At 63.9% G+C, this 20,732-nt stretch carries 12 protein-coding genes; 5 read left to right on the top strand and 7 right to left on the bottom strand.

The window, feature by feature from the left end; genetic code table 11:
* Genes tssF through AB3X86_RS23960 form a run of 5 tightly spaced genes read left to right on the top strand, consistent with a single transcriptional unit; the run spans window position 1 to window position 6,546 of the window.
* Window positions 1–1,881 (top strand): type VI secretion system baseplate subunit TssF, encoded by a 1,881-nt coding sequence (gene tssF, locus AB3X86_RS23980; RefSeq protein ID WP_368597942.1) that lies wholly within the window; start codon window positions 1–3, stop codon window positions 1,879–1,881.
* 2 nt (window positions 1,882–1,883) lie between these two features.
* Window positions 1,884–2,951 (top strand): type VI secretion system baseplate subunit TssG, encoded by a 1,068-nt coding sequence (gene tssG, locus AB3X86_RS23975; protein WP_368597941.1) that lies wholly within the window; start codon window positions 1,884–1,886, stop codon window positions 2,949–2,951.
* Window positions 2,948–4,018 carry an ImpA family type VI secretion system protein gene (locus AB3X86_RS23970; protein ID WP_368597940.1) on the top strand — a complete coding sequence of 357 codons (1,071 nt, stop codon included), beginning with the start codon at window positions 2,948–2,950 and terminating at the stop codon, window positions 4,016–4,018. The genes tssG and AB3X86_RS23970 overlap by 4 nt, the downstream gene beginning before the upstream one ends.
* Window positions 4,019–4,022: 4 nt before the next feature.
* Entirely contained in the window at window positions 4,023–5,102 is a 1,080-nt protein-coding gene (locus AB3X86_RS23965; RefSeq protein ID WP_368597939.1) for a fimbrial protein, read from the top strand.
* A 40-nt stretch (window positions 5,103–5,142) separates the two neighbouring features.
* Entirely contained in the window at window positions 5,143–6,546 is a 1,404-nt protein-coding gene (locus AB3X86_RS23960; RefSeq protein ID WP_368597938.1) for a GlcNAc-transferase family protein, read from the top strand.
* Here AB3X86_RS23960 and AB3X86_RS23955 read toward each other — a convergent pair.
* From AB3X86_RS23955 to tssJ, 7 genes are all read right to left on the bottom strand, one after another.
* On the bottom strand, window positions 6,451–9,885 hold the full coding sequence (locus AB3X86_RS23955; protein ID WP_368597937.1) for an RHS repeat-associated core domain-containing protein: 3,435 nt from the start codon (window positions 9,883–9,885) through the stop codon (window positions 6,451–6,453). The two genes, AB3X86_RS23960 and AB3X86_RS23955, sit on opposite strands and share 96 nt — an antisense overlap.
* Window positions 9,886–9,901: 16 nt before the next feature.
* The gene (locus AB3X86_RS23950) at window positions 9,902–10,168 is read right to left on the bottom strand and encodes a PAAR domain-containing protein (protein WP_368597936.1); all 267 of its coding nucleotides are present in this window, start codon (window positions 10,166–10,168) and stop codon (window positions 9,902–9,904) included.
* A gap of 89 nt (window positions 10,169–10,257) precedes the next feature.
* Window positions 10,258–13,458: a type VI secretion system Vgr family protein gene (locus AB3X86_RS23945; RefSeq protein ID WP_368597935.1), complete on the bottom strand. Its 3,201-nt coding sequence runs from the start codon at window positions 13,456–13,458 to the stop codon at window positions 10,258–10,260.
* A 33-nt stretch (window positions 13,459–13,491) separates the two neighbouring features.
* A complete protein-coding gene (gene tssM / locus AB3X86_RS23940) occupies window positions 13,492–17,457 on the bottom strand; it encodes a type VI secretion system membrane subunit TssM (protein WP_368597934.1) in 3,966 nt (1,321 codons plus the stop codon).
* A 13-nt stretch (window positions 17,458–17,470) separates the two neighbouring features.
* Window positions 17,471–18,805 (bottom strand): type VI secretion system protein TssL, long form, encoded by a 1,335-nt coding sequence (gene tssL / locus AB3X86_RS23935; RefSeq protein WP_368597933.1) that lies wholly within the window; start codon window positions 18,803–18,805, stop codon window positions 17,471–17,473.
* Window positions 18,802–20,151 carry a type VI secretion system baseplate subunit TssK gene (gene tssK, locus AB3X86_RS23930; RefSeq protein ID WP_368597932.1) on the bottom strand — a complete coding sequence of 450 codons (1,350 nt, stop codon included), beginning with the start codon at window positions 20,149–20,151 and terminating at the stop codon, window positions 18,802–18,804. The genes tssL and tssK overlap by 4 nt, the downstream gene beginning before the upstream one ends.
* A gap of 5 nt (window positions 20,152–20,156) precedes the next feature.
* Window positions 20,157–20,714, bottom strand: coding sequence for a type VI secretion system lipoprotein TssJ (gene tssJ, locus AB3X86_RS23925; protein ID WP_368597931.1), 558 nt, complete (start codon window positions 20,712–20,714; stop codon window positions 20,157–20,159).
* Window positions 20,715–20,732 lie beyond the last annotated feature (18 nt).

Raw genomic sequence — 20,732 nt, 5'->3', positions numbered from 1 at the left:
ATGGACCCGCAATTTCTCGACTACTACAGCCGCGAACTGACGTACATGCGGGAAATGGCCGGCGAGTTTGCCGCGCAGCACCCGAAAATCGCGCGCCGCCTTGGCATGGAGGGCATCGACGTTGCCGACCCCTACGTGGAGCGGCTCATCGAGGCATTCTGCTTCATGTCGGCGCGCACGCAGATCAAACTCGATGCCGAGTTTCCACGCTTTACGCAGCGCCTGCTCGAAGTGGTCTATCCGAATTACGTCGCGCCGACGCCGGCGATCGCGGTCGCGCAGTTGCGTCCGAGCCTGCGTGAAGGCGATTTCACGAAAGGGCTGAAAGTGCCCCGGGATAGCATGCTGCGCTCGGCCATCCCGCCCGGCGAGCAAACCGTGTGCGAATTCCGCAGCAGCCAGGACGTCACGCTATGGCCTATCGAGATCGTTGAAGCCCGGCTTACCGCCGTGCCGCCGGATATCCCCGACACCGATCGCCATCTGTTGCCGCACGTGCAATTGCGCGGCGCTTTGCGGCTGCGCCTGCGCACAACCGGCGAAGTGAAATTCAGCCAGATGACGAACTTCGACCGGCTGCCCATCTACATCGGTGGCGACGAACGTATCGCTTCGCATCTGTTCGAGCTGATCCATGCCGGTAGCGTCGCTTCGGTCGTGCGCGCGTATGGTGCATCGCGAGACGAAGGGCACGTGGTCGCGAAAACGCCGGTCGCATTCGAAGGTCTGCAAGCGAAGCAGTGCCTGCTGCCGCTTACCTGGAATACGTTTCACGGCCACAACCTGCTACAGGAATACTTCGCATGCCGCCAGCGCTTCTATTTCTTCGCGCTGACGCAGCTCGCGGCCGGTCTCGCGCGCGTGGACAGCAAGGAAGCGGAGATCGTGCTGCTGCTCGACCGTCTGCCGGAAGAGCTTGCCACGCACGTCGACGCAGCGCGTTTCCTGCTGTTCTGTACACCGGTCATCAACCTGTTTCGCAAACGCACCGATCGCGTCGAAATCAATCGAGCGCAAACCGATTTTCATCTGCTCGCCGACCGTACCCGGCCGCTCGACTATGAGATTTTTTCAGTGTCCCGCGTATTCGGTCAACGGGCGCAGACATCGCTCGAAGTCGAATTCAATCCGCTTTATCAAACACTGCATAGCGACGTGGGCAACCACGGCCGCTATTTTTCGGTGCGTCGCGAGCAACGCGCGCTGTCGGCCAATGCGCGCAGGTACGGCACCCGCACGCCGTATATCGGCACCGAGGTCTATGTGTCGCTCGTCGATCAGGCGGAGGCGCCGTACGCCGACGACATCCGCTACCTGTCGGTCGAGGCGTGGGTCACGAACCGTGACCTGCCGCGCCTGATTCCGCGTAACGGCAAAACCGACCTCACGATGTCCGACTCCGTGCCGATCGAAGGCGTGCGCCTCGTGCATGCACCGAGCGCGCCGCGCGCGCCGTACGCGAGCGGTGAAACGGCGTGGCGTCTGATCCGGCAGCTGAGCTTCAACTATATGCCGCTCGCCGAACTCGACCACGGCGACGGCGGCCAGGCGCTGCGCAACATGCTCGGCCTCTTCATCGCGCCGGGCGAGCGCGAACAGGCACGGCAAATCGAGGCACTGGTCGGTGCACGCACCGAACCGGTGGTGCGGCGTCTGCCGGGAGACGGACTCCTCGTCTATGGGCGTGGCGTGCGCTGCGAACTGACGGTCGATGAAACCGGCTTCTCAGGCATCAGCCCGTATCTGTTCGGCCTGGTGCTCGAGCACTACCTCTCGCGGCACGTTTCGATCAACGTGTTCACGGAAACCGAACTTCGTTCGATGCAACGTGGCCTGATCACCCAATGGCGGCCGCGCATGGGCGGACGCGGAGCGGTATGAGCATGGCTGGGACATTTGCGAGCGCCGTTGCGCCGACGCGATCATCGCTCGATCCGCAATCGCTCGACGCCTGGTTCGATCCCGACACGCCGTGGCAGTCCGGCTTTCTGAGCCTGCTGCGCGCGATCGCCGCGCGCGACCCGCTGATGCCGTTGCCGGGCACCGCGAGCCTGCCGCAAGAAGAGCCGTTCCGGATCGGTCAGCAGCCCACACTGGCCTTTGCGCCGCGCGAAATCGCGTCGCTCGGCACGCGAGACGGCCGCCTCGACGTGCGGCTGTTCGGGCTCGGCTTGTGGGGGCCGCAAGGGCCGCTGCCGCTGCATATGACGGAGCTGGCGCACAGTCGTGTGGAAAGCCACCAGGATCGTGCGCTCGTCGGGCTTGTCGATCTGTTCCATCACCGCGCACTGTCGCAGTTTTATCGCGCGTGGGCTTCAGGGCAAGCCACCGCGTCGCTCGACCGTGCCGGCGACGAAACGTTTTCGTTCTACGTCGCCAGTCTGATCGGCGTCGATCCGGCCGAGGCTGGGCAGTCCTGTCTGCCCACGCACTCGCGTTACAGCGCGGCGGCGCACCTCGTGCGCGAGGCGCGAACGCCGCACGGCATCGAGGCGACGCTCTCGCATTACTTCGGTGTTCCGATGACCATCGAGGAGTTCGTGCCGCACTGGATCCACCTGTGCGCATCGGAACATACGAGGCTCGGGGTGCCGGGGCCCGCGGCGATCATCGGTGAATGCGCGCAGCTCGGCGAGGCCATTCCCGACCGGCAACACAAGTTCCGGCTCGTCGTGGGTCCGCTGGACCTCGATCAGTATCTGCGCCTCACGCCGCACGGCGAGGACTTACCGACGTTCGTCGAATGGGTGCGGGCCTTCGTCGGCCATGAATACGCGTGGGAGGTGAAGTTGCTCGTCAACCCGCGCGCGGCGCCACCCGCCTGCATCGGCACGTCTCAGAGACTTGGTTACTCGACGTGGCTCGGTGATTCCGCCGACGACCTTCCGGTCGTCGGCATGGTTTTCGAACCTGAACAGTACAACGACCGACCCCGGAGTTCCTACGCATGAACGCCAACACTCCCGCCGTCGTACTGCGCTACGCCGATCTGCTCGAACCGGTGTCGGCGCACGCGCCTTGCGGTCCCGATCTCGAATACGATCCAGCTTTCGTGATGCTGCAGGCGGCCGCGGCCCCACGCGCCGAAGCGCAGTACGGCGACTTCGTCGACGTGCCGCCAACGGCCAACTGGGCCGACATCGAACGCGATTGCCGCGCGCTGCTGCTGCGGACGAAAGACATCCGCCTCGCGGTGATCCTGCTGCGTTGTCGAACCCGGCTCGACGGCGCGGCCGGCTTGCGCGACGGACTGGCTTTGCTGCTGGCAATGTTCGAATGCTATGGCGAAGCGCTCCAACCGCTGCCAGTGTTCGAAGGCGAACCGGACCCGGCGATGTTCGCCAACGCGATCGGCGGACTCGTCGAACCGGATGGCATGCTGGCCGATGCGCGCGACATCCCGATGCCGCGGGCGGCCGGGCTGCAACTGCATTTGCGCGACATCGAAAAATCATTCGCGACGCCGCGCCAGAAGGACGCGCTCGCCCCTGAATCCGTCGCCCGCTTGCTAAAGGAATGGTGGGGCCGACGCGACGCGGCGATTGCCGCATTGGTCGAAGCGCAGGGTCTGACGCAGCGCATCGCTGCCTGGTGCGATGAAACGCTCGGCGTCGATGCGCCCGATCTCGGCGCGTTGTCCCGAGCGCTGCAGCCATTCGCGCAGCATCGGGTGGACGGCGGCGGCGCGTCCGCGCCGGCGCCAGCGGCCGCCCGAGCCGCCAACGAGCAGGACAACGATATCGTGCGTGGACCGGCGCCGGCCAGCGTCGCTACGGCAACCCTCGCGCAGTCCGACGCGCCGGCCGATCCGCCAATCACCGCGCCGTGTCCAACGGATCGCTGGAGCGCGCTCGCAGCCATTCAGGAAACACGCATGTGGTTCGAGCAAAACGAACCGAGCAGTCCCGTCATTGTTTTGCTGCGCCAGTCGGAACGAATGGTCGGCAAACGGTTTTCGGAACTCGCCCATATCATTCCCGCCGATTTACTCGCTAAATGGGATGAGTTCGACGGTTGAGGCAATGTGCGCGCATCTGCGTACTTTCTCCGCTGTCGGCCCCTACAGTCCGCCGGTCAACCAACAAGCTCCAATGAAAAGACTCGTTCAATTTTTTATCCTGATTTGCTTCGCGATACCCCATTTCGCGTTCGCCACCTGCACCCAGTTGAAGCCTGCACAAATCTCCGAACTGCTGTCTCAAGGCTACATCGCGGGGTATCCAATAGCGGTCAACATACCGTTTCAGGAAAGCTCGGTATCGATCGATCCGGGCTTACCGGTCGGCTCGGTGATCGCCACGGGCTTGTCGCCGGCGTACGCTACCTATGGGAACTTCGCGGACTGCACCAACGGGGGCACGGTCACATTCGGCTATTTCAACGCAACGCCGTCCACGATGTCAGGGGTCTATAACACCAACGTTCCCGGAATCGGCTTTCGTGTGACCTACCTGCGCGCGAGCGGCACGAATTCGCCACTTCCGTTTACGCCATCCTTTCCCGCCGGCGAGCCCAATCAGGTGATCTACGGTCGCTTCGGCATTGGCTCGCAGTTCCTGATCGAACTGGTCAAAACCGGCGACATCGCGAGCAACGTCGACGTGATGTTCAACACCTTGGGAACCGGCATTGCCGATGGTGACGGCAGTCGGGTCGTGACGATCACGGGCGGCAGCATCAACGTCAAGGTTCTTCCGAGTTGCTCGGTCAATACCAGCACACTGAACATCGATTTCGGCACGTTCGGCCCAAGCGATGTGTCGACCACGAGCGGGCCGACCCAGCCAGTCGACTTTACGGTGCTCTGCACCGGTCCCACGCCACCGGCTTCGATCACCGCTGCACTTTCCGGAACCCCCGATACCGAAGATAGCAGCATGTTGAAGAACACCGGCGCGACGCATCTTGCGATTCGTTTGCGGGACGTTTCAAGCAAAACCGTTTTCCGGCCCAACGATCCGTCGAGCACCCTCGTCCACGCACCGCGGGGCGCGATGCAATCGCCGTTCGCACTCGAGGCGACCGTGCTGCGCGTCGGCACAGCGACGCCAACCGCCGGCAAGATCCAGGCAACCGCAACAGTCACGATGACCATTCTTTAAACCGACTGTCAACGGCGAACGTCTACCAGAAGCAACTAGCATGACCGAGATACCCGTCGCACCACCGAACTCGATCTTCGTGCAAATCGCGAGTTATCGCGACCCGCAGTTGGTCCCCACCCTGCTGGATTTGATCGACAAAGCTGGAAGGCCAGATCTGTTGCGGATCATCGTCTGCTGGCAGCATGCGCACGACGAAACGATGATCCAGTTCTGGCAGCAGGGCTTTGGCGATTGGCGAGCCGAACAGGCCGACAACTGGACCGTTCACCATCTCGGTCATCGTGAAGCGAAGATCGAATTGATCGACGTCCCCCACATGATGACGCAGGGCGCATGCTGGGCCCGCAATCTGGTCCAGCAGCGATACAGCGGTGAGCGCTACACGCTGCAACTCGACTCGCACCACCGCTTCGTCGACGGATGGGACACGCTCGCAATCGAGATGCTGGAATCGCTACGCTGCGAAAGCCCGAAACCGGTTCTGACCGCTTACCTTCCGATGTACGACCCCCAAAACGACGATGCTCGGTCGAGCGACGAGCCGAGGATATTGGCCTATGCGAGGTTTTCCACGGAAGGGGTCGTCCTGTTCCGTTCGAAGACACTTTCCGACTGGAGAGCCCGGGTTCGCCCGGTCCGTTCGCGCTTTTTCAGCGCGCACTTCGCATTTGCCGACGGTCACTTTGCCGAAGTGGTCCGGCACGATCCCGACTATTTCTTTCATGGCGAAGAGATTTCGCTTGCCGTCCGTGCGTTCACCCACGGCTATGACCTGTACAGTCCGCACAGGCTGATCGGGTGGCACGAATATCTGCGTTCCTACCGCGTCAAGATGTGGAACGATCACAGTCACGAGGCCAAGGAACGGGGCGAAATCGACGAGCCCTGGCACGAGCGCAACGAGCGCTCATTGCAGCGCAATCGTGCGCTGCTCGGTATCGACGGACAAACGCTGGCTGACGCCGAGTTCGGCGAGTATGGACTCGGGGCCGAACGCACGCTCGCCGATTACGAGGCCTACGCGGGCATCAGCTTCAAGTGGCGCGGAGTTCAGCAGTCGGTATTGAATGACGATCCGCCCGTCCCGGGCTCTCAACGTCCCGACGAAGCGACATGGAAGGCCTCTCTGCTACGCGCAAACGACGTCCGCGTATGCATACATCGGAATGGATTCGACAGGCATGTGCTCACGCCCGGCGTCGAGCACGCGTTGCCGGCCGCAACGTCGGTTGCCGTGGTGATCTACGACAACGGCGAGACGCAGCTGCGCCGGGAAACCGTCAACGCTAGCGGTCTTGCCCGATACCGGAAAAACGACTGGCTCGACTTCCATGTGTCTTTCGAATCAGAACTTGGCCGGGTCCCAGCCAGTTACGTCGTGGAGTTGTTCGACGACGCCGGCAACGTATTGAGCCGGGTCCGACGCGTCATCGATGCATGACGCGTCCGCGACGACGACGCACGAAGACGCTTCCGGCGTCGCGCGGCCAAGAGGATTGCACCACGTCAGCGGATTCGGCGCGTAGCGGTATGGACTGGCTCCGGCTTCGCCGTTGCGATCGGGGCTGATGTAGCGGCCCGCGTGAGGATCATAAAAACGCGCGCCGTTGTAATACAGCGTGGTTTCGTCGTCGGCGTATTGGCCGGCATAGCGAAGCGGCTGCGCAAACGCGTCGCTGCTTTGCCACTCCGGCGTCACGAGACCGCCCCACGCACGATAACGCCCACGCCATACCACCCGGCCCGTCTCGTCCGTGAGCGCGACGGCCGTACCGGCCACGTCAGTGTGATAGTGATAGACCTGCGTGCTTTTGATCGCGCCATCATCGGCGAGGGTCTGGTCCACGCGAGCGAGCGGCGCGAAGCCGGTTGAGCCGTCGGGCTCGGGTTGATACAGGTAGGTGCGCAGTTCCATCGCGCGGTGCTGCTGGATCAGTCTGTGCCCTTGCCACAAAAAGCGCGTGAGCTCGTCGCGCTCCGGCATCGATAGCTGCTGCGTGCGCCGCGACGCAGTGGATTCGACACGCCTGGCGATACGCCGACCGATTGCGTCGTACTGGTAGCGCACGGTATAGCCGTTGCGATGCGCGGCGATGATGCGCCCCTCCGCGTCCCAATCAAGCGATAGCGTATGGTCGCGGCCGCTTCTACGCACCAATTGTCCCCACACATCGTAGTCGTAACGATGTCCGCGGCATTCCCGCAACCGGTGGTCCGGATACACGGCCGGGAACCAGCTGCCGCCAGGCGTATCGAGTAGATTGCCAGCGGCGTCCCACGTGAAATACTCGATGTCCCCGTTCTCCGACACCGATCGCAACAGACACCCACGCCGATCGTAGTCGTACCACATCTGACCGTCGCTCTCGCCGCCCGTCCTGACGATCAGGTCAGCGGGACTGTAATCGGCTTCGCGCCACAATTCGGTTACAGATTCTGTCGCGCAGCCCGGCGTATCCACGTCGCGCCCCGTCACCGAGCGCCACCACACCGGCAAGCCGAGCGGCGAAAAGCCCGTATGCGTGCGCAAGCGACCTTGCGTACGCGCAACCGGACGCCGCACCGCGTCATACCAGAAGCGCGCAATCTGCCGTTCGCCCAGTTCGATGAACGCGATGTCGCCGGTTTCGAAGCGGCGCGTACGCAGCTCCTGCGCCTGCGGCAGCTGAGTCGCGACAACGCGTCCAGCGGCGTCGTACGTGTAACGCAGTGTGCCGTTTGCGCCGTGCTCGGCGATCAGACGGCCACCGGCGTCGTGTTCGAAGCGGATCTCATCCGCTCCGATACCGAGTAGCTCGCCCTCCGGTGTCGGCTCCCGGATCACGCCGTCGAGCAATCCGCCCGGCCCGTAGCAATATATATAGCGGTTATGCGCGGTTTCGCGCTGGGTCAGACGGCCCGCACGGTCGTAGTCGAACGTTTCGCAACGCTGTTGCTCGCCCGCCTTCCACGTGAGACGACGGACCTGCCCGCTAGCTGCATAGTCGAAACAGCGTTGCACGCCATCGGCGTCCGAGATCGACAGGCAACTGCTCGCATTCCACCGAAGCACCTGCACCGCGCCGTTCGCGCCTTCGATTCGAACCGGACGCCCATGTGCATCGTACCGACGCACGATCACGTGACCCTCTTCGTCGACCGCGCGTAGGACATTGCCGCGCCGGTCTCGATACCAGTGCCGGCTTCGGCCACTCGGGCCAACGAACGACGTGCGCTGGCCAGCCGCATTCCATCCGTGACGCTCGGCCTGTCCGTCCGGGCGCGTGATGGTCAACGGCCGGCCGAGGCCATCGCGCTCGATTCGCGTGACGGCGCCGAGCGCGTCGGTCACGCTGACGACGTAACCATTGACGTCATACTCGTAGCGCGTCGTCCTCCCGCCGACTTCCGTGCGACGCGTCACCTGCCCCCACGCGTTATGCGCGAAGGTCGTGACGGTCCCCAGCGCATCCGTCGAGCGTACGACATCGCCAGCGTCGCCATATTCGAAACGCGTGAATTCTCCCGACGGGGTCTGATAGTGCAATGGCTGTAGGCGATCGTTGCGTGCCCACATCCACGCACGGCCATCGCTCAACGCGACCGACACGGGCTCGCGTGACGCAAACGCATACTGTGTCGAGCGGGTGGCGCCCTGCGGGTCCGTCTCGCACGCGACGCGTCCGAGCGCATCGTATTCGATGCGAACCTCCCGCTCGCCGGGCAGGTGCAGTGTGACCGGCGCGACGGCGGCGTCGTAGCCGAACCGGTAGCGTCGGCCGTCGAAATCCGTGTGCGACAACACGCGGCCCTGCTCGTCGTATTGCCAATGCGCCGCGTTGCCGAAGACATCGCTGACCTCACTGGTCTGGCTATCGAAGTCGTAAGCGAAGCGATCACGCGCGCCTTCCGACGTGACTCGTCGAACCACGCGCGCGGCGCCGCCGATCGTCTGCCATTCGTAGCGTGTCGCCATGCCGAGCGCGTCTGCTTCTTCGACGATCCGCCCATCGCGGTATGCAAAGCGACGCACGATTTCGCCGACCCGGTTGCGCACCTCGGTGAGTTCGCCATGCTGGCTGTAGCCGTACTGGACCAGCGCGCCGGTTGGACCGCCGTTGACACACTCGACAGCGCTCAGACGCGGTCCCATCCGCGCTTCATAGTGCATGCGCAGCTCGTGGCTGCAGGTCCCACGCATGCGCAGCAAGCGCCCGTCGGGGTCCCAGATCAGGCCGATCCGCTGCTGACGCAGATCCTCGACGTATTTGAGCCGTGCGATTCCGTTGGCGTCGAATTCGCCGAACACGCGGTAATGCGGCGTCAGATCCGCAACGACGAGGCGTCCGTCGCTCCGATGCGCGATGTGCAATTGCGCAGCCGACGCAATTACCTGTGTCCCCCGCTCGGGAAACGGCACGCTGAGCGTGCTGCCGTATTCGTCGGTATAGAGCAGTTGATCGTCCCGCTTATGCAGCGTGACTTCCCAGTTCGTGCGCCAACCGACGCCAAGCAGTCCGACCGCGTGCTGCGCGCTCGAATAGCAACGCGACCATGCGAGCGGAAGGCGGCCTCGCAGCCGGAAGTCGGTTTCGTCGGCAGGCAGGCAGATTTTGCTGCCGCTGATCACATCGACCGAGCCGCACAGAATGCCAGACAGCGCACGACGCATTCGAAAGCGGTCGACCAGGTCGCCGAGGCGCTCACAGCGATCGACCAACGGTCCGACACAGGCGACGGGCAATACGACGCCGGGCAGTCTGACCAGCTCGCCGCCGATTCCCGCGAGACCCGTCGTCACGTGGCTACCGTCGTCATCATGAACCGATGCGCACGTCTGGCGAACCAGCGGAACACGGCGCGCCACACGAAACCTTGCCGCCAACCAATGCCGCCGGCAGGTTGTTGATCAACACCGTCCCCGAACCCGCGACCACAGCTTGGGAGCACGGGTGCAGCGTGCAAACGGCAGAGCTCATACCGACGAGCGCCGCAGGCATTTGATTGATGAAGACCGTCGGGGAACCCCCGGCGATCGAACCGCCATGTCCGATCGCATCGCCTTTGCGAGCCGCTGGAAACATGATCGATTTTCTCCTCATGAAAATTGAAAGACCGTGCAGGGTGATGCGCGAAGGCTTTCGCCGGCCGCACGGTATTGCGAAATACGCTGTTACGCGTCGTTGCCAGTTGCCGGCGGTGTTTCAATCGGCGGCGGCGGCTCTTCCGACGGCGGTGGCTCCTCCGATGGCGGTGGCTCCTCCGACGGCGGCGGCTCCTCCGACGGCGGTGGCTCCTCCGACGGCGGCGGCTCCTCCGATGGCGGTGGCTCTTCCGACGGTGGCGGCTCCTCCGACGGCGGTGGCTCTTCCGACGGCGGCGGCTCCTCCGACGGCGGTGGCTCCTCCGATGGCGGCGGCTCTTCCGATGGCGGTGGCTCTTCCGGTGGCGGTGGCTCCTCCGATGGCGGCGGCTCTTCCGATGGCGGTGGCTCCTCCGATGGCGGCGGCTCCTCCGATGGCGGCGGCTCCTCCGACGGCGGTGGCTCTTCCGATGGCGGTGGCTCCTCCGATGGCGGTGGCTCTTCCGATGGCGGTGGCTCTTCCGACGGCGGCGGCTCCTCCGACGGCGGCGGCTCCTCCGATGGCGGTGGCTCTTCCGACGGTGGCGGCTCCTCCGATGGCGGCGGCTCCTCCGATGGCGGTGGCTCTTCCGACGGAGGCGGCTCCTCCGACGGCGGTGGCTCCTCCGATGGCGGCGGCTCCTCCGACGGTGGCGGCTCCTCCGATGGCGGCGGCTCCTCCGACGGTGGCGGCTCCTCCGACGGCGGCGGCTCCTCCGACGGCGGTGGCTCTTCCGATGGCGGCGGCTCTTCCGATGGCGGCGGCTCTTCCGATGGCGGCGGCTCTTCCGACGGCGGCGGCTCTTCCGATGGCGGCGGCTCCTCCGACGGCGGTGGCTCTTCCGACGGCGGCGGCTCTTCCGATGGCGGCGGCTCCTCCGACGGCGGCGGCTCTTCCGACGGCGGTGGCTCCTCCGATGGCGGTGGCTCCTCGGAAGGCGGCGGCTCCTCCGATGGCGGTGGCTCCTCGGAAGGCAGCGGCTCTTCCGATGGCAGCGGCTCTTCCGACGGCGGCGGCTCCTCCGATGGCGGCGGTTCTTCCGTCGGAAGCGGATCTATCGTCGGAAGTGGTTCCTCCGAAGGCGGCGGCGGAATAATTGGAACGTCCAGCGCATCAAGCACCACTAAAGGAACCGGCACCGTCACTGCGCTACCGCATTCCATGTCACCGGGGTTGAGGTCCAGCGGCGTGCCTTGCACCACAACACGGGTGTCACCCTGGATGCGGATCGACTTACCGATGAGCTTGATCTCGCCATCCATGTTCATCGTCAGTGACGACTTGCCGCACACGATGGACAGCACCCCGCCAGCCGACAGCGAATAGGCTCCGCCCACCGCGTGCGTTGACGCGCCACCGACCGTGACTGTACGTGCCCCGCCTACCGTCAGCGTGGAGGCACCCCCGACCGCAGTCTCGTCGAGCCCCCCGATCGAAACGAACTGTCCAAGATCCACGGAATGGAAGGCAACATTCTTCACCCTCATCGAATACTTGCCGCCAACGACCGTGCTGGAAGTCGCCCCAACGGTCATGCTGTGCGCCGCGGCCACGCCGATCGTGTAGTCGGCACCGATCACGTGCGATTCGTTGAGCTTCGTCAGGCGGTTCATGTCCCGCTCAGCCTGCACCGTGAATTCCTCGGCACCCGCCTTGTCCTCGAAGCGAATGCTGTTGTAGTTCTGCAAGCCCCCTTCCATCGACCGGCTCATGAAGCCGCTTTGCGTCGCGTTGCCTGGCAACTCATAGGGCGGACGCGTCACCGTGTTGTACAGACTCCCGGTGATCAGCGGACGATCCGGGTCGCCGTTCCAGAAATCGACGATGACTTCCTGGCCGATGCGCGGAATATAGATGCCACCGAAACCCTGACCGGCCCACGCCTGGCTCACACGGACCCAGCAGGAGTCGGTTTCGACGTTGCGGCCATAGCGGTCCCAGACGAAGCGGACCTTCACGCGACCGAATTCGTCGGTCCACAATTCCTTGCCCTCGGGACCCACGACGACAGCCGACTGAGGCCCGCTGACGATCGGTTTCGACGTCTCCCGCGGCAGTCTGAACACTTCGCTCGTCGGCTGTACGTCGAACTTGTTGCTGCAGGCGTACTCGTAACCGCTACCCGATTCATCCGGCGTACCGATCAGGGCGAGTTTCGTACCGATCACGAGGTATTCGCAGTTCGCAGCCGTATGGTCGTAGTGGGTTAACGCAAACGTCTGCCCGCACGCGAGTCCGCGCACGTTACCTTCGCCTTGCGCTCGCGTGCCCGGCGCGCGCAGCGCTTCCATGCGCGTACGCGCGAGTAGTTCACCGTGGTTGCCGTCGGTGTAGTCGCCCGGCCAGTCGTAGCGCTCGAGCAGGTTCCAGCTGGTATCGCGCGGCTGTTGATTGATCGCTCGCATGTCGGCACGCGAACGCGTGAAGTCGAAGTCGTTCGTCACATAGTGACCGGTGCACAAAACTTCCGCCGTCGAAAACGCGCTGATGTATTCGGTGTCGGTCTTGCCGTTCTGCGGTTGGAACGCGAGCGTCCGGTATGCGGAGTTCGGCGACTGGCGGTGCGCGCCGATGTGATCGCACAGCACGAGCCGGTGCTTGCCGTCGGCATGCTCGAAAAACCAGTAGATGCCCCACTCCTCCATCAGGCGTTGAATGAAGTGGTAGTCGGTCTCGCCGTACTGGACCTGGAACGCGCGCGGCTCGTTGGTCGGACTCTCACCCTCGAGCGCATAGCGGCTCACGTCGAGACGCTTTTCGACCGGATACGGATAGTCTTTCAGAACCTCGTCGATGATCTCGATGACCGTCTTGTTCTGGAAAATCTTGTAGTCGGTCGTCAAGGTGGCCAGCCACAGCCAGGGCTTCAGCACGACACGATAGACGTTGTAGCGGCCTTCCCGACGCAGGTATTGCGCGGCGGCGACGAGTCCGGTGATTTCGCGCTGAGCCGCTTCGGAATCGGCGCTCGGCTCGAGGTCGATCGCGACGGTCATTTCCTTGCCTAGCAGCGCCTTCAGGTCGAGATTGGCACTGACGGCAAGCGGCACTGTGTAATCGTCGGGCGTGCGCAACAGCAGTTCGTATTCGAACAGCTTGCCGAGATGCTCGTCGCCGTTCAGCGACATGAACTGCAGCGCCGGCTGCGTCAGTCCGTCCGCGGTCCGAGCCGGCCACCTCGGTATCGCCGCGCTGGATACGGTCACCGCGCGGCTTTGCACACCTATCGCGTTCAAGGGATTACTTGACATGCACTCCTCTAAGTTCTCTTTATCGAAAAGGCGCTACAGCTCATTGGACGATGCGGTGCTTGACGACGCGTCCGTTCGCCTTGCCAGCGTGTTTCCACTGCCAGGGCAACGAAAATCCCGCAGCAACGCGGTGAGTTGCGGTCCCGCCTGCCCGCCCGACGTCAGTTCGATAACCGCGTGCCGGTCGTCGAAATTGAAGTCCACTGCCGAGCGGCTCGACGACAATGTCGACGTCACACGACCCCGGTCGATCAGACGGAACAGCGCCCACGGACCCTCGGTCATCACGGTCGACGTGTCCGGACGCACGCGCGGATTCGCGGTGAGGCCGGCCATCGAGCCGCCGCGCGGCCCCGGCCATGTGATCGGGAATGTCGTGACCGGACCGTGCGCATAGCGCAGGCTTTGCCCGTCGACGTCGATGAGCAGATCGGTAATCTCGGGATCCAGCGACACGACCTTGAGGCCCGCATTCCACGACATCCGGGTCGCGCCGGGATCGCGGAAAAATGTCTGGCGGATCGCCGCGGCGCGCTCGAACGGTTCGAGACTCGGTCCCTGCATGGGCGGCATGCCGGGGCTGACGGGCTTATAGCGCCACGGCCGTATGCTCGTATCGACACGGCTGGCAAGCGTCTTGTGGAAGAAGTCGTCGAGCAGGCCGCCGGCCGCGAAAACGCGGTTGAAATCGTCGATGTCGACTTCCTGGACGCTCGCGACGAACGGATATTTGCCTTCGACAGCACGGCGGCATTGCGCGCCAACGCTCGATTCGACCTGCATCGTCAGCAGCGAGCCGACGTTGCGGTCCACCTTGCGCATCGACTGCGTCGCGAGGCCCACGAGCACGGCCCGAAACGGCGGCGGCAGCTTCTGCGCCTCGAGCTGCATCGTGGCGCCGAGGTCGTCCGTGGGCGGCATGCTGTTGGTGGCGAGCACGTCGCCGGCGGTCGTCAATCGCGTGTACTGCTCGTTGATCAGCCCGATGACGCCGCCCAGCTGCAGCACGCCGCTTCCGCCAGGCAGCGCGCTCCCGCTATCGGCCTGGCCGGTCACGACTTCGCGCAGCGCGGCAAAGCGTCGGTCGACCAGTTCACGTTCCATCTTCTGCTGCGCGAGCTGACCGATGGTGGCGGTTGCGGCCACGGCGCTCGCGGCGCGCGCCGCCTGCGAGCGACGCATGATCCCGTTGATGGCACTCCCGGCGGCCGACGATTCGTCCGCGCCGTCAGCGACCGACAGCGACGTCTCGCGCGCGGCGGTTCGCGCGAGTCTCGCCAGCGGCGAATCCGGCGCGGCCAGCGTACGCAACGTCTGCAGATCGGGCGCCAGCGTGCCTTCGCTGCCCGACACCGGTCTCACGTCGTCGAGAAACTGGCTCCAATAGTTGCCATAGTCGGTCAAGTACTGGCGACGGATATCGTCGGCGAGCTTGTCCTTGCGCAGCGCGTTGCCGTTTGCCATGTGCCGCCACCGCGTCGATGTATCGGCCTCGCCCATCACCCACGCGTCCTGTTTGCGCGCCTGCTCGAGAAATTCCGGCAGGCGCTTGTTGAATACCGCGTGATAGCCGTCGTAGGTATAGAGACCGGGGATGCCTCGCGCGAGCGTCGAGCCGTTGGCCAGCATGAACACGGTAGTGGCCTGCGGACCACCGGCGCTCAGCAGCGTGACGTTCTCGGGCGCCTCCGGCGCCATGGTGTTCATCGCGCGTTCGTAGAGCCGTCCGGACGCCGGATTGCGGCCGAGGAACTCGCGCGCGCGACGCACTAGCTGCGCATTCACCGGTTTTGCCGGCACCGCGGGCACCCCTTCCCCGATCAGCGCGTCGAGGTGTCGCGCCATCACACTGCGCTCGCCGAGCGGTGCGACGCTGTTGGCGTGCTCCCAGTCGCCGAGCACCCAGGCCTTGATCGCTTTCGCGTCGTAGTGCGAGCGGTCGAACAGCATCAGATAGACCGTCAGCGTGCGATAAACGCCGTCCGCGTCCTGTGCGCCGATTTGTGTATCGAGCACCGTTTCGAGCCGGCCGATGACTTGCGGCAGCAACATCTGTTTCAGCAAACCGTCGTAGGTCTCGCCGGCGGCGGCGCTGATGGCGGGCGCCGTGTACAGCCCGTAGCGCCATGCGAGACCGGGACTGTCGAGTTCGATGCCGTCGAACTGCGGCAGGTCACGCGACGCTGACAGCATCGACCCCATCGCCCCGGGCTGCGGCGCCTTGCGCTGCGACAGGACCCGCGCGGCGAGCCCATTGGCCTTCGCGTCGATCGCGGCAAGATACTCGCGGTTATTGCCGAAGCTAACGACGAGTGCACCGACTAGCCACACCGCGACGACGATCGCGAGCAGATGCCCGACAACATGCAATGCACGGAAACGGATTTCCCAGTATAGGTTTGGCCGCACCAGATGCGCTTCGGCCAGGATCACGTGCTGAAACAGATTGCGCAGGAAATAGCCGCGATAGGCGGTAGGCGTAGCGCCGCCGGATGACGGCGAGACCGTTTTCGGCGCGGCGCCGAACAAACCCGCAAGCCCGCGACGCAGCCGCTGCAACAGTGTGGTGCTGTCGGCGGACACGGCCTCGTGAGTTTGCGCCGCGCTCGTGAAATAGACGCCGCGCAGCGTGCTGTTCAACTGCGTGTCGTCGTATTTCGAATCGAGAAACACCAGCGCGAGCAATTCATCGAGTTCCGCGCACAGGCTACGAAATTCGGACGGCAGCGCATAAAGCTTCTTGCGCAGATCGACCTCGTACACCTCTTGCAGCCTCGTGTTGATGCTGTCTTCGAGTCCCTGCTCCAGCTCACGCATCTCGGCCGCGCAGGCCACGCGCAATGTGTCGCGGCCGTGTTGTTCCGGCTCCTCCTGATAAGGCAGAGTGAAGCCGAAAATCTGCGCGCGGCTCTCCGCCGTCAACGACTGGAAATACTCCCCGAAGCCGGGCAACAAATCGAGCTTCGTGACGAGTACGTAGACGGGGAATCGAATCCCTAACTGCTGGCGCAGCTCGCCAAGCCGCGCACGCATCGACGCGGCGAGCGCCTTTCGTTCGGACGCGGGGCGCGTCAACAACTCTTCGGCCGAAACGGCCAGCAGCGCACCGTTGATCGGCGCGCGCGGGCGCCGCTTGCGAAGCAATCCGAGAAAGCCGCGCCATTCGGCCTCGTTCGCGCTCTTCAGGTCTTCCGGTTTGACGTCGATCTTCGCGGCGTCTTGCGATGCTGCGTCCTGAACCGTATAACGGCCAGCGGTATCGATCAGCACCGCCTCGTTCGCGAACCACCAGTCGCAATTCTCAGTTTCGACGCGGCCTCTCAGCGACGCCGCGGCCATCTGCTCCGCCTCCGGAAAATCCAGACCCGAGTTCAGGACCAACGTCGTCTTGCCGGCGCCCGGCGAGCCCACCACCATGTACCACGGAAGTTCGTACAGATAGCGCTGGCTTTCGAGCAGACGACGCAGCCCCGCCGGTCCGCCGCGCATGCGTTTGAGTTTGTCGATGGCCTTCGCGACGACCGCGTGAAGCGCGCGGATTTCGTCACGTGCGACAGGGGTCGCGGCCGACTTCTTCGTGAACGGGTTCAGAACGCGCTGCAGCAGCACGTCGTCGCTGCGCACTGCCCGCCACAGGCGATACAGCCCATAGATCGCGTAGCAGGCAAGCAGCACCGAGATCAGCAGCACGCGGGACCATGTGGTGCCGAGCGGATGCGTTTCGCCGAACGCGAGTATCGGTCCGAAAAACCAGAGCGCGACACACAGCAACGCGACGCCGATGACGCCCGGCGACCAGCCGAGCAGCCAGAACAACAGCAGCAACAACAGCACGACGATCGACAGCGCGCGCGAGAACACGCTGTCGAGCGGCCGGTAGTCGCCAAAAGCAATCAGAGGTCCCACGAACCAGACAGCCACAGCCGCCACGAGGATCGCGGCGAGCACCAGCGTCTGGCGCGTCAGCACCAGTTTCGATAAGCGGTTCAAATAAGACATCAAGGCTTTCCCGTTAGTGCGTGACGAAGACTTCCACGCGTCGATTGCGGGAACGACCTTCCGCTGTAGTGTTGTCCGCGACAGGTTGTGCATCGCCCTTGCCGACGGCCAGGATGCGATTGACAGGCACGCCGTGCGCCTTCAATACGTCGGCGACGAACGCCGCGCGCTGTTCCGATAACACCCGGTTGTCGGGAAACTGCGCCGTGTGGATCGGCTGGTTGTCGGTGTGCCCGGTCACCGTGACATGGCCGCCGACCCGCGCGACCTCCTGCGCAACCCTGCTCAGCACTGGATCCAGTTCCGGGCGAATGCGGCTTTGCCCCGGAAGAAACACGTAGTCGCCACGAAACACGACCCGGCTGCTGCGCTCGTTCTCTTCGACCAGGACCTGGCCGCGAGCAATCTCATCCTTTAGCAGAACGGACAGGCGCAAGCGCTCGTGAACGACCGGAGCCGCGACCTTGATCGGCACTCCGATCGCGAGAATCTTTGCTTGCAGCGCATTGCTTTGCGCCAGAAGCCGATACTCGTACCAGGTGAACAACGAGAACACGCATAGCGCGGCGACGCCCGCCGTCGCCCAGACCGGCACGCTTTTCAGGAGCCGCATCCTGCCCGGCTCCTCGCCGCGCCAATGCGGCGACAGTTCGAGCCGCAGCGTGTCGCGCGTGCCGCTGATGAGCGTCAGCATTCGCTGCCGGATCTGCTCCAGATGACGTGGACCGTCCGCGGCAACGCTGTAGCGTCCTTCGAATCCCAGGCTGAGAATGCGATACAGCACCTCGAGTACGTCGATGTACTCCTGGGGGTCGGTTGCCATGCGGCCGATCAGCAGGAAGAACTTCTCGCCACCGTCCACTTCTCCTTCGAAGTTCAGCAACAGACCCCGTGCGGCCCAGATGCCACCGCTCCCCCAACGGGTGCGGTTGGCGGCTTCGTCGAGCGCGGTGCACAGCGCGTAACGAACAGCCGCCACATGTTTCCACGGCAAACCTGCTTTGTCGCAGACCTTCTGGAATGCGGCGACCTCACGCACCAGCAGCGAGCGCAAGCTCGCGACCGCAGCCAACGAATCGAGCGAAGCCGGCATGTCCGCCATCATGCGCAACAAAGGCTGCGCGGCTTCACGCAACGGATTGCGCGCGGTCTTCATGCGCTCGAGACGCGTCTGCACCTCTTCCGGCGGATCGAAGGCGGTCGCATCGACGACCGGTTCCTGATTGGCGGCGGCCGCGGTTGCGGGACGGCCAGCGGGCAATCCAGACGGCTGACTCTGGCCAGAAGCGGAGTTCTCGGGGTTCAGCAGAAAGTCGAACGCATCATCCCCGTATGCACCGGTACTCATTTTTGACGCACGCCCCACAGTTCAAGCTTGAGTTCCGGGAAGTGTCCGGCGACATGCATGGCAAGCCCTCCGTGCCGTGCAATCTGCTCCCAGAACGGTCCGGTACGCGACAGTTCGAAATATATAAAGCCCGAGTTGAACGGAATCTGGCGCGGAGGAACCGGCAGCGCGGCTATGGTCAGACCCGGCAGGTGCGAACGGATCAATTCCGACAAGCGCTGTGGATGGCTGATCTTCGTTTGGGCAAGAAACTGCTGCTGCAGCAACTCGGAAGGCATCTGCGCGCCCACCGCGAGCACGAGGCTCGAATAGCCTGCCAGTTCGTTCGGCAACATGGCGGCCGTGCGGATGCCGTGCGCCTGCTCCGTAAGCGCAATCGGCTGCGCACCGCGAATCAATACCTGGTTCAACAGATAGTGAACGTCCTCGACGAGCGGCCTGATACTGCTGTAGAGCTGCGCGTGGTCATAGCCTGGAGCCGGCCGCGGACGACGCGTTTGTGGACGCACGAAGGTCGAAAGCTCGCCGGCAAAAAGCGCGAGCTCGCGATACAGGTTTACCGGCGCTGTTTCCTCGAGCTGGCAAATATGTTCGAGCAGCGGCTCATAGCGATTGAGCACCTGGAGCAGCAGATAGTCGGCCACTTCGGCCGCCGCGCCCGAACGGCCATCGGCACCTGACAGCCGAGCGGCGAGCGCGTCGGCGCGTAGTCGCGCGAGGCCGTGCAGCTGCATCGCCCATTCGCGCAGCAGTGGATTCGCGCCGTAGCCGGTCACGGGCGGAATGTGGTCGGTGCTGTGCAGCGACACGGCGCCGTCCGCGTGCAGCGCCTTCACGCGCGTCAGCGCAACACCGATCCAGGACTGTGTCAGCTCTTTCTCGGGCAACAGCCGCAGGCGCAGCTTCGACAGTTGGACGGGCTTCGGGCCCTGGCCGATCGCATTGCTGTCGCGCAGTTCCGTGTCGTACGCATGGTAACGGGCCAGCGATCCGCTCTGCTCGGTGAAGGCGGTTTCTTCGGTGTTCGGCAGGCGAAGCGGGATCGCCAGGTAAATCACCTGCTCCTGATGTTCCGGTCCGATCGTCAGTGGGGGCGGAGGCTGCGTCAAACCCGGCACCTCGAACGGCGTGCCGTCCGGAAATACGCCGAGCCCGCTTTTGAATACCAGCTTGCCGAACGCGAGCGATTCCTGGTCGATTTCATAACGGCTGAAACCCCAGAAAAACGGGCTCAGCGGCGCACTGCGGCGATGCGCGAACGACTCGAAATATCGTTCCTGCTGCTGAAACAATTGCGGGCGCAGGAAAAGGCCCTCGCTCCAAACAACTTTGCTATACCAACTCATCGAAATTAGTCTGACTTTGAAATCGAAACAGTGCGCTGATCAAGCTGGATCGTCAGCTTCTGTTCCTTGTCTGGAAGAGCCATCCTGTACCATGCGGCGTCGGGCGCGACTGGCAACCGGTACACCCCGCGCCAGACTGATTTCCCGAGATCCCGGTAGCCGGCCAGCACGCCAATTGCGGTAGTGGCGGCATTCGACTTGCGGACGATCTCGCGGGTGTCGCCGGGACGCAGAATGAATTCGTCGACGATTAGCGCGTCGTCGCCAAGGATTTTTTTGTCGTCGCTTTGCAGCGTGAAAAAGTCGGCGGTTTGAAATGCGGTGGGTGACTTCAGTTCGTAGATCCGCACGAGGATCGGCGCCGCCGTTCCCCACTCGTTCGGATTGACGTTCTCGTTTGCCGCGATCTGAAGCCGGAGGGTCGTTCGCTCCTTGATAACGGGAGCCGGCGCGCCAGCGCACCCGGACAGCCATGCGCTCACTCCGCTTAGGGCTAGCCAGCCCCCGATGCTCAGCCATATCGCGACGCGAGAAAGAAAGATCGAAACCATCTGACGGTACAAGGAGGTCTCGCACGTAGT

This window comes from Paraburkholderia sp. BR14374 (genome assembly GCF_040948685.1).
GTDB classification, from domain to species: domain Bacteria; phylum Pseudomonadota; class Gammaproteobacteria; order Burkholderiales; family Burkholderiaceae; genus Paraburkholderia; species Paraburkholderia youngii.
Note: the sequence above shows the minus strand (reverse complement) of the source record. Positions and strands in the feature narration are given on the sequence as shown.

Coding starts and splice junctions, on each gene's coding strand:
- tssF (WP_368597942.1), top strand. CDS start 1: ATGGACCCGCAATTTCTCGACTACTACAGCCGCGAACTGACGTACATG.
- tssG (WP_368597941.1), top strand. CDS start 1,884: ATGGCTGGGACATTTGCGAGCGCCGTTGCGCCGACGCGATCATCGCTC.
- AB3X86_RS23970 (WP_368597940.1), top strand. CDS start 2,948: ATGAACGCCAACACTCCCGCCGTCGTACTGCGCTACGCCGATCTGCTC.
- AB3X86_RS23965 (WP_368597939.1), top strand. CDS start 4,023: ATGTGCGCGCATCTGCGTACTTTCTCCGCTGTCGGCCCCTACAGTCCG.
- AB3X86_RS23960 (WP_368597938.1), top strand. CDS start 5,143: ATGACCGAGATACCCGTCGCACCACCGAACTCGATCTTCGTGCAAATC.
- AB3X86_RS23950 (WP_368597936.1), bottom strand. CDS start 10,168: ATGTTTCCAGCGGCTCGCAAAGGCGATGCGATCGGACATGGCGGTTCG.
- AB3X86_RS23945 (WP_368597935.1), bottom strand. CDS start 13,458: ATGTCAAGTAATCCCTTGAACGCGATAGGTGTGCAAAGCCGCGCGGTG.
- tssM (WP_368597934.1), bottom strand. CDS start 17,457: ATGTCTTATTTGAACCGCTTATCGAAACTGGTGCTGACGCGCCAGACG.
- tssL (WP_368597933.1), bottom strand. CDS start 18,805: ATGAGTACCGGTGCATACGGGGATGATGCGTTCGACTTTCTGCTGAAC.
- tssK (WP_368597932.1), bottom strand. CDS start 20,151: ATGAGTTGGTATAGCAAAGTTGTTTGGAGCGAGGGCCTTTTCCTGCGC.